Source organism: Curvibacter soli (assembly GCF_029211125.1).
In the GTDB taxonomy this organism is placed as follows: Bacteria; Pseudomonadota; Gammaproteobacteria; order Burkholderiales; family Burkholderiaceae_C; genus Curvibacter_A; species Curvibacter_A soli.
In genome coordinates this window covers 95,045-102,250 of the sequence record NZ_JARGEN010000018.1, presented here as the reverse complement: position 1 = coordinate 102,250, position 7,206 = coordinate 95,045, and the positions used below count along the sequence as shown (strand labels likewise).

Below are 7,206 nucleotides of genomic sequence, written 5' to 3'. Positions count from 1 at the left end.
CGGCCCGCCATGCTGTCGACGCTGGTGCGCAGCGGGTCCGGCTGCCCGGCGGCGGCGCCGCCCAGCGATTCGGCGCGGCGATGGGCCACCACGTTGGCCTGCGAAGGGCTCACGGCGTTGCCGTGGTGGCGCGGCTGGCGTTCGTCGCGCGGAATGCTGGCGCTGTCGTCGGGGCGCGCCCGGTTGCCGCGCGGCGGGCCGCCACGGCCACCCGCGTTGCCGCCGTAGCCGTTGCCGTTCTGCGCCGGGCCGCGCGCCTGGGCACCGTTGCCGCCGCCATTGGCGCGCCGGCCCTGGCCGCCGCCGTTGCGGCTGCCCTGTCCGCCTTGCCCGCCCTGGCCACCCTGCGGCTGCGCGGTCTTGTTGGTGCGGATACGTTCCATCATGTCCTGGCGCGCGGCCTTGGCGGCGGCGGCCATGACTTCGCGGCTCGGCGGCTTGCCGGCACCGCCCCACAGGGTCTGGCGGCCCATGGCGATGGGCTCGGCGTGCTCGCCGGGCTCGGGCCCGAAGCCCTCGATCACCTGCACTGGGATCTCCTGCTTGGTGAAGCGCTCGATCTCCTGCATGAAGCCTTCCTCGTCCATGCACACCAGGCTCACGGCGTGGCCACTGGCACCGGCGCGGCCCGTGCGGCCGATGCGGTGCACGTAGTCTTCGGAGACGTTGGGGATTTCGTAGTTGACGACGTGCGGCAGCTCATCGATGTCGATGCCGCGCGCGGCGATGTCGGTGGCCACCAGGGCGCGGATGTCGCCGCTCTTGAAGCCCGCCAGCGCCTGTGTGCGCGCCGACTGGCTCTTGTTGCCGTGCAGCGCCATGGCAGAGACGCCGTTCTTGGTCAGGAACTCGGCCACGTTGTTGGCGCCGAACTTGGTGCGCGTGAAGACCAGCACCTGGCTCCAGTCGTTGCCCTCGATGATGTGCAGCAGCGCCTGCTTCTTCTTGCCGCGGCCCACGGGGTGGATCACCTGGCTGATGCGCTGCACCGTGGTGTTGCGCGGCGTGACCTGCACGCTCTGCGGGTTGCGCAGCAGAGTGCCCGCGAGTTCGCGGATCTCGTCGCTGAAGGTGGCCGAGAACAGCAGGCTCTGCCGGCTCTTGGGCACCAGCGCGAGGATTTTCTTCACGTCGTGGATGAAGCCCATGTCGAGCATGCGGTCGGCCTCGTCGAGCACGAGGATCTGCACGGCCGACAGGTCCAGGTGGCCCTGCTGTTGCAGGTCGAGCAGGCGCCCGGGGGTGGCGACGAGGATGTCCACGCCGCGCTGGAGGCGGTCGATCTGCGGGTTCATGCCCACGCCGCCGAAGATGACGCACGAGGTCAGGCCCACGTATTTGCCATAGGTGCGCACCGATTCCTCGATCTGCGCGGCCAGTTCTCGTGTGGGCGTGAGCACCAGGGCGCGCACGCGGCGCGGGCCGGCGATGGCCTCGGCCTGGCTCAGCCGGTGCAGCATGGGCAGCGTGAACGCGGCGGTCTTGCCGGTGCCGGTCTGCGCGCCGGCCAGCAGGTCGTGGCCTTGCAGCACGAGCGGGATGGCCTGGGCCTGGATGGGGGTGGGCGTTTCATAGCCCTGTTCGGATACGGCTTTCAGGATCGCCGGTGCGAGTTGGAGTTCGTCAAAGTTCATGCACAGGAAGCGCCCGTCCGGGCACTGGGGGGGCATCGGCCAGTCGCAAGTCCCGAGAAGGGGTTGCGGCCAGTCATAGGCTGATGCGGTTCATGGATGGGAGCCGGAGCGCCGGTATGGCAGACTCTTCGTCCCCAGCAGAGTGCTGATGCGGCCGGCAACTGGAACCGGGCGCGTGGGATGCATTGTCGCACGATCCACGGACGGGCGTGAGGACTAGTCTGCCAACCCGTCCGTCCCCACGTTTCAGCTCGACATCGTGAACATGGAGGGGCTCGCTGTTTCGCGCACTGGCGGGCCTCGACGACGCCCTGATCCAGGCCGAGCTGACCCGCAGCGCCGCCGAATGGGCCCACGAGGTGCGCCGGGGCAGGAAGCTGGGCCGGTTGGCAGCCCATTGCGCTGAGGCGCGGGCGCAAAGCATCCGATAATGCATGCCAGAGCATCGCCCGCGGCATCGCGCCGCCCCTGCGGCGGCTACGGGATGCATCGCAATTCAAGGAACCCCAGCGCATGGCCCAATACGTCTACACCATGAACAAGGTCTGCAAGACCGTGCCGCCCAAGCGGCAGATCTTGAAAGACATCTCCCTCAGCTTCTTTCCCGGTGCCAAGATCGGCGTGCTCGGCCTCAACGGTTCCGGCAAGTCATCGCTGCTGAAGATCATGGCCGGCATCGACAAGGAAATCGAGGGCGAGGCCATTCCGATGCCGGGGCTCACCATCGGCTACCTGCCGCAGGAGCCGCAGCTCGATCCCGAGCACACCGTGCGCCAGTCGATCGAAGAGGCGCTGGGCGCGGTCAACCAGGCCCGCGCGCGGCTGGAGGAAATCTACGCCGCCTACGCCGAGCCCGATGCCGACTTCGACGCCCTGGCCGCCGAGCAGGGCGAGCTGGAGGCCGTCATCGCCACGGCGGGCACCGATTCCGAGCACCAGATCGAGATCGCCGCCGACGCACTGCGCCTGCCGCCGTGGGACGCCAAGGTCGGCCTGCTGTCGGGCGGCGAGAAGCGCCGCGTGGCGCTGTGCAAGCTGCTGCTGTCCAAGCCCGACATGCTGCTGCTCGACGAACCCACCAACCACCTCGATGCGGAGAGCGTCGAATGGCTGGAGCAGTTCCTGCACCGCTTCTCCGGCACCGTGGTGGCCATCACCCACGACCGCTACTTCCTCGACAACGCGGCGGAATGGATTCTGGAACTCGACCGCGGACGCGGCATTCCGTGGAAGGGCAATTACAGCACCTGGCTGGAGCAGAAGGAAGCCCGCCTGGAGGCCGAGCAGAAGGGCGAGGAAGCCCACGCCAAGGCCATGAAGAAGGAACTGGAGTGGGTGCGCCAGAACGCCAAGGGCCGCCAGGCCAAGAGCAAGGCGCGCATCGCCCGCTTCGAGGAACTGAGCGACTACGAATACCAGCGCCGCAACGAGACGCAGGAGATCTTCATCCCCGTGGCCGACCGGCTTGGCAGCCAGGTGATCGAGTTCAAGGACGTGAGCAAGAGCTTCGGCGACCGGGTGCTGATCGATTCCTTGAGCTTCAGCATCCCGGCGGGCGCCATCGTCGGCATCATCGGCCCCAACGGCGCGGGCAAGTCGACGCTGTTCAAGCTCATCGCCGGGCGCGAGCAGCCCGACAGCGGCGAAGTGGTGATCGGCCAGACCGTGAAGATGGCTTTCGTGGACCAGTCGCGCGATGCGCTGGCCAACGACAAGACCGTATGGGAGGACATCTCCGGCGGGCTCGACATCATCAACGTCGGCAAGTTCCAGATGGCCAGTCGCGCCTACGCGGGCCGCTTCAACTTCAACGGCAGCGATCAGCAGAAGAAAGTGGGACTGCTCTCCGGCGGCGAACGCGGCCGTCTGCACCTGGCCAAGACGCTGATCGCCGGCGGCAACGTGCTGCTGCTCGACGAGCCCAGCAACGACCTCGACGTGGAAACCCTGCGCGCGCTCGAAGATGCGCTGCTCGAATATGCGGGCTCGGTGCTGGTGATCAGCCACGATCGCTGGTTCCTCGACCGCATCGCCACCCACATCCTGGCCGCCGAGGGCGACAGCCAGTGGGTGTTCTTCGACGGCAACTACCAGGAATACGAGGCCGACAAAAAGAAGCGCCTGGGCGAGGAAGGCGCCAAGCCCCGGCGCATGCGCTTCAAGGCGCTCCAGTAAGCCGTATCCTCCTCCATCGCCATCGCGACCGGGTTGCCAGCCATGTCCAGATCTCCTGAAATCCTCCGCTATCAGGCCGTCTACCGCGACTGCATCGCGCAGGCCGCCCGAGACGGCGGCCCGCTCATGCAGCGGCTGGCGCGCTCGGCGCTGCAGGCGCTGCAGCCGCAGGACAGCGCGGTGCACGGCGGCAACCTGCAGGTGCGCAACACCATGAGCGACGCGCACCGCCTGCTGGCGCAGCACGAGAGAGCCCTGGTGGAAAACTACCCGGCCACGCTGCGCGCGGTGTTCATCGAAGGCGGCCCGGCCTCCAGGGCCAAGCCCGGCGGGGCGAGCGCGCTGAGCTTCGACCAACTGGAGCTGATGGACGAGTCCGAGGTGCAGGACAAGGTCGAGCTGGCGCGGGCGCAGCAGATCGCGCTGCATGCGGCGGAATCGCCCCTGGCCGAGCTCAACACCTACATCTGCGCGGCGCAGGGCCTGCGCAATGTGCAGCCCGAGCGCAATCCCCTGCGGCCCGAGTCGTACATCCGCGCCCTGCAGGACGCGATCACGCAGACGAACGTCTCCTCCGCAGTGCGGCTGGCCTGGATGCAGGCCATGTGCGACGTACTCGGCAAGGAACTCGTGGGCATCTACGAAGGCATTTGCACCTTTCTGCAGCAGCAGGGCATAGCGCCCGTGGGCTATGCGGTGGCGCCCAGCCATGCCGATACGCTGGCCGTTGCGCGCGGCGGCGGCGCGGCGGCCATGGCGGCCATGCTGCAGCAGCCTCAGCCTCAGCCGCATGCAGGCGCGCAGCAGCAGTCCGCAGGAGCGGCACCCGCGGGCGAGGGCGACGAGGCGCTTCTCACCGTGGGCCGCCTGCGCCAGTTGCTGTCGGGCGAGCTCGACATGGGCGGCGGCCTGCGTCCCATGGGCCTGGCCGGGGCCGCCGCCGCGCCGGCGGCGGTGGGCCGGCCCGATTTCCAGCACACGGTGCCTGCGGCGTTCGACATGATCGAGGACATGCGCCAGATCGAGCAGGTGGTGGAGCGCCTGGCCCAGCGCCAGCCGGTCGCGCCACCGCCGCTCACCGCGCTGCACCGGGCGGCGGGCATTCCGGCTCCCGCGGCGGGCGCTGCGGCGCGCGGGGCAGGGCAGTCGGTGGGGGTGGAGGTGGTCAGCCTCATGATCGAGAACATCGCGCAGGACGCGCGCCTGCTGCCTCCCGTGCAGAAGGCGGTACAGGACCTGGAGCCCGCGCTGATCCAGCTCGTGCTGGCCGATCCGCGCTTCTTCAGCGACAAGGATCATCCCGCGCGCCGCCTGCTCGACGAGATGACGCAGCGCAGCCTGGCTTTCGACACCACGAGCGCGCCGGGCTTTCCAGAGTTCATGCGGGTGATGCGCACGTCGGTCGACCATCTGGCGACGTCGGTGGTGGTGGATGCGGCGCCTTTCGAGCAGGAGCTGGAGTCACTGCAGAAGGTGTGGGATGCGCAGAGCGATGCGGAGCGCGCCCACCGCGAAAAGGCAGTGCAGGCGCTGCTGCAGGCGGAACAGCGCAACCTGCTGGCCGAGAAGATTGCCGGCGACATCCAGGAATGGCCCGATGCCGGCAACGTGCCCGCGCCCATCATGGCGTTCGTCATCGGCCCCTGGGTGCAGGTGGTCGCCCAGGCCCGCCTGGGCGACCGCGCGGGTGCGGCGGACCCCGGCGGCTATCTGGGCCTGGTGCCCAACCTGTTCTGGAGCGCCCAGCCGGTGCTGGCGCGCAACAACCTGCCGCGCCTGACCAAGCTCATCCCCGGCCTGCTGGCCAAGCTGCGCGAAGGGCTCAAGACCATCGACTACCCGCCGATGCAGGCCAGTGCATTCTTCGAGCACCTCATCGGCCTGCACCAGCAGGCCTTCCAGTCGCCGTCGGCACCCGCGGCGACTGCGCCCATCGCCGCGCCGGCTGCCACGATTTCCGCCACGCTGCCGGCACCGCCTGCGACCGAGAGTTCCGGCCCCTGGCTCGCCCCCAACGAGGTGTTGCAAGCCGGACTGGTCGAGGACGAGCCGCCGCCCGTCGCGGAGCCCGTGCCTGCTCCCGCAGCCGAGGCGGCGCAGGCAGTACCCCCTCCCCAAGCGCCTTCGGTGGTTCCTGTGGCCGAGCCGGAAACGGCGGCGCCCGCAGCGACGGCCCCGGCGACCTTGCCCACCTTGTCGCTGGAGGTCGGGGCGTGGGTCGAACTGCTGACCCACGGCCGCGTGGTGCGTACCCAGCTCACCTGGGCCAGCCCGCATGGCACGCTGTTCCTCTTCACGGGTGCGGACGGCAGCACGCAGTCGATGACCAAGCGCATGCGCGACAAGCTGGCCACCGAAGGCGCGCTGCGCGTCGTGTCACGCCAGACGGTGGTGGAAGGCGCGCTAGACGCCGTGGCCCAGACCGCCATGCGCAATACCCTGGGGCGTTGATGGCTGCGGGCAGCTTGCTGGCCTTGCTCGACGACATCGCCACGGTGCTCGACGACGTGTCCGTCATGACCAAGGTTGCCGCCAAGAAGACGGCAGGCGTGCTGGGCGACGACCTGGCGCTCAACGCTCAGCAGGTCACGGGCGTGCAGGCCGACCGCGAACTACCCGTGGTGTGGGCGGTGTGCAAGGGTTCGCTGCGCAACAAGGCCATCCTGGTTCCGGCGGCGTTGGCCATCAGTGCGTTCGCCCCCTGGGCCGTCACGCCGCTGCTGATGCTGGGCGGCGCATACCTGTGCTTCGAGGGGTTCGAGAAGCTGGCCCACCGCTTCATGCACAGCGCGGCACAGGACCAGGCCCGGCATGCCGAGCACGCGCAGCACTTGGCGCGCGAGCCCGCCGACCGCGTGGCGCTCGAAAAGGACAAGGTGGCGGGCGCGGTGCGTACGGATTTCATCCTGTCCGCCGAAATCATCGCCATCACGCTCGGCGTGGTGCAGGGGCAGCCGCTGGCGTCGCAGATACTGGTGCTGGCCGGCGTGGCGGTTGCCATGACCCTGGGCGTCTATGGACTGGTGGCGGGGATCGTCAAGCTCGACGACCTGGGGCTATACCTGAGCCGCAGCGCCACCGCCGCTGCGCGCGGCCTTGGCCGCGCCATCGTGGCGGCGGCGCCCTGGCTCATGAAAGGCCTGTCCGTAGCGGGCACGGTAGCAATGTTCCTGGTGGGTGGCGGCATTCTCACGCATGGCATCGCGCCGCTGCACCATGCCATCGAGGCACTGGCCGCCCGCGCTGGCGATCCGGTGGGTGCTATGGCTGCCCCGGTTCTCAGTGGCCTGTTCGGCATGCTGGCTGGCGCCACGCTGTTGGGCATGGTGGCGCTGGCCCAGCGCCTGCGCCGTAACCGGTAAGCCGCCGGCGTCCTTCCCCTGCGCCTGATCGGTTT

The 7,206-nt window shown here is 69.1% G+C and carries 4 protein-coding genes; 3 read left to right on the top strand and 1 reads right to left on the bottom strand.

Annotated elements, in window-relative coordinates; translation table 11 throughout:
- Nucleotides 1-1,634: DEAD/DEAH box helicase (locus PY257_RS04530; protein WP_275739291.1), on the bottom strand; the 1,634-nt coding region annotated here is incomplete at its 3' end.
- 513 nt (nt 1,635-2,147) lie between these two features.
- Between PY257_RS04530 and ettA the strand changes: the two genes are divergently transcribed.
- The 3 genes from ettA to PY257_RS04515 are packed head-to-tail and all read left to right on the top strand — an operon-like array spanning nt 2,148 to nt 7,171.
- A complete protein-coding gene (ettA, locus tag PY257_RS04525) occupies nt 2,148-3,809 on the top strand; it encodes an energy-dependent translational throttle protein EttA (RefSeq protein ID WP_275739289.1) in 1,662 nt (553 codons plus the stop codon).
- A 42-nt stretch (nt 3,810-3,851) separates the two neighbouring features.
- On the top strand, nt 3,852-6,260 hold the full coding sequence (locus PY257_RS04520) for a DUF1631 family protein (protein WP_275739287.1): 2,409 nt from the start codon (nt 3,852-3,854) through the stop codon (nt 6,258-6,260).
- On the top strand, nt 6,260-7,171 hold the full coding sequence (locus PY257_RS04515) for a DUF808 domain-containing protein (RefSeq protein ID WP_275739285.1): 912 nt from the start codon (nt 6,260-6,262) through the stop codon (nt 7,169-7,171). Before PY257_RS04520 ends, PY257_RS04515 begins: the two co-directional genes overlap by 1 nt.
- The last annotated feature ends 35 nt before the right edge of the window (nt 7,172-7,206 follow it).

Coding starts and splice junctions, on each gene's coding strand:
- ettA (WP_275739289.1), top strand. CDS start 2,148: ATGGCCCAATACGTCTACACCATGAACAAGGTCTGCAAGACCGTGCCG.
- PY257_RS04520 (WP_275739287.1), top strand. CDS start 3,852: ATGTCCAGATCTCCTGAAATCCTCCGCTATCAGGCCGTCTACCGCGAC.
- PY257_RS04515 (WP_275739285.1), top strand. CDS start 6,260: ATGGCTGCGGGCAGCTTGCTGGCCTTGCTCGACGACATCGCCACGGTG.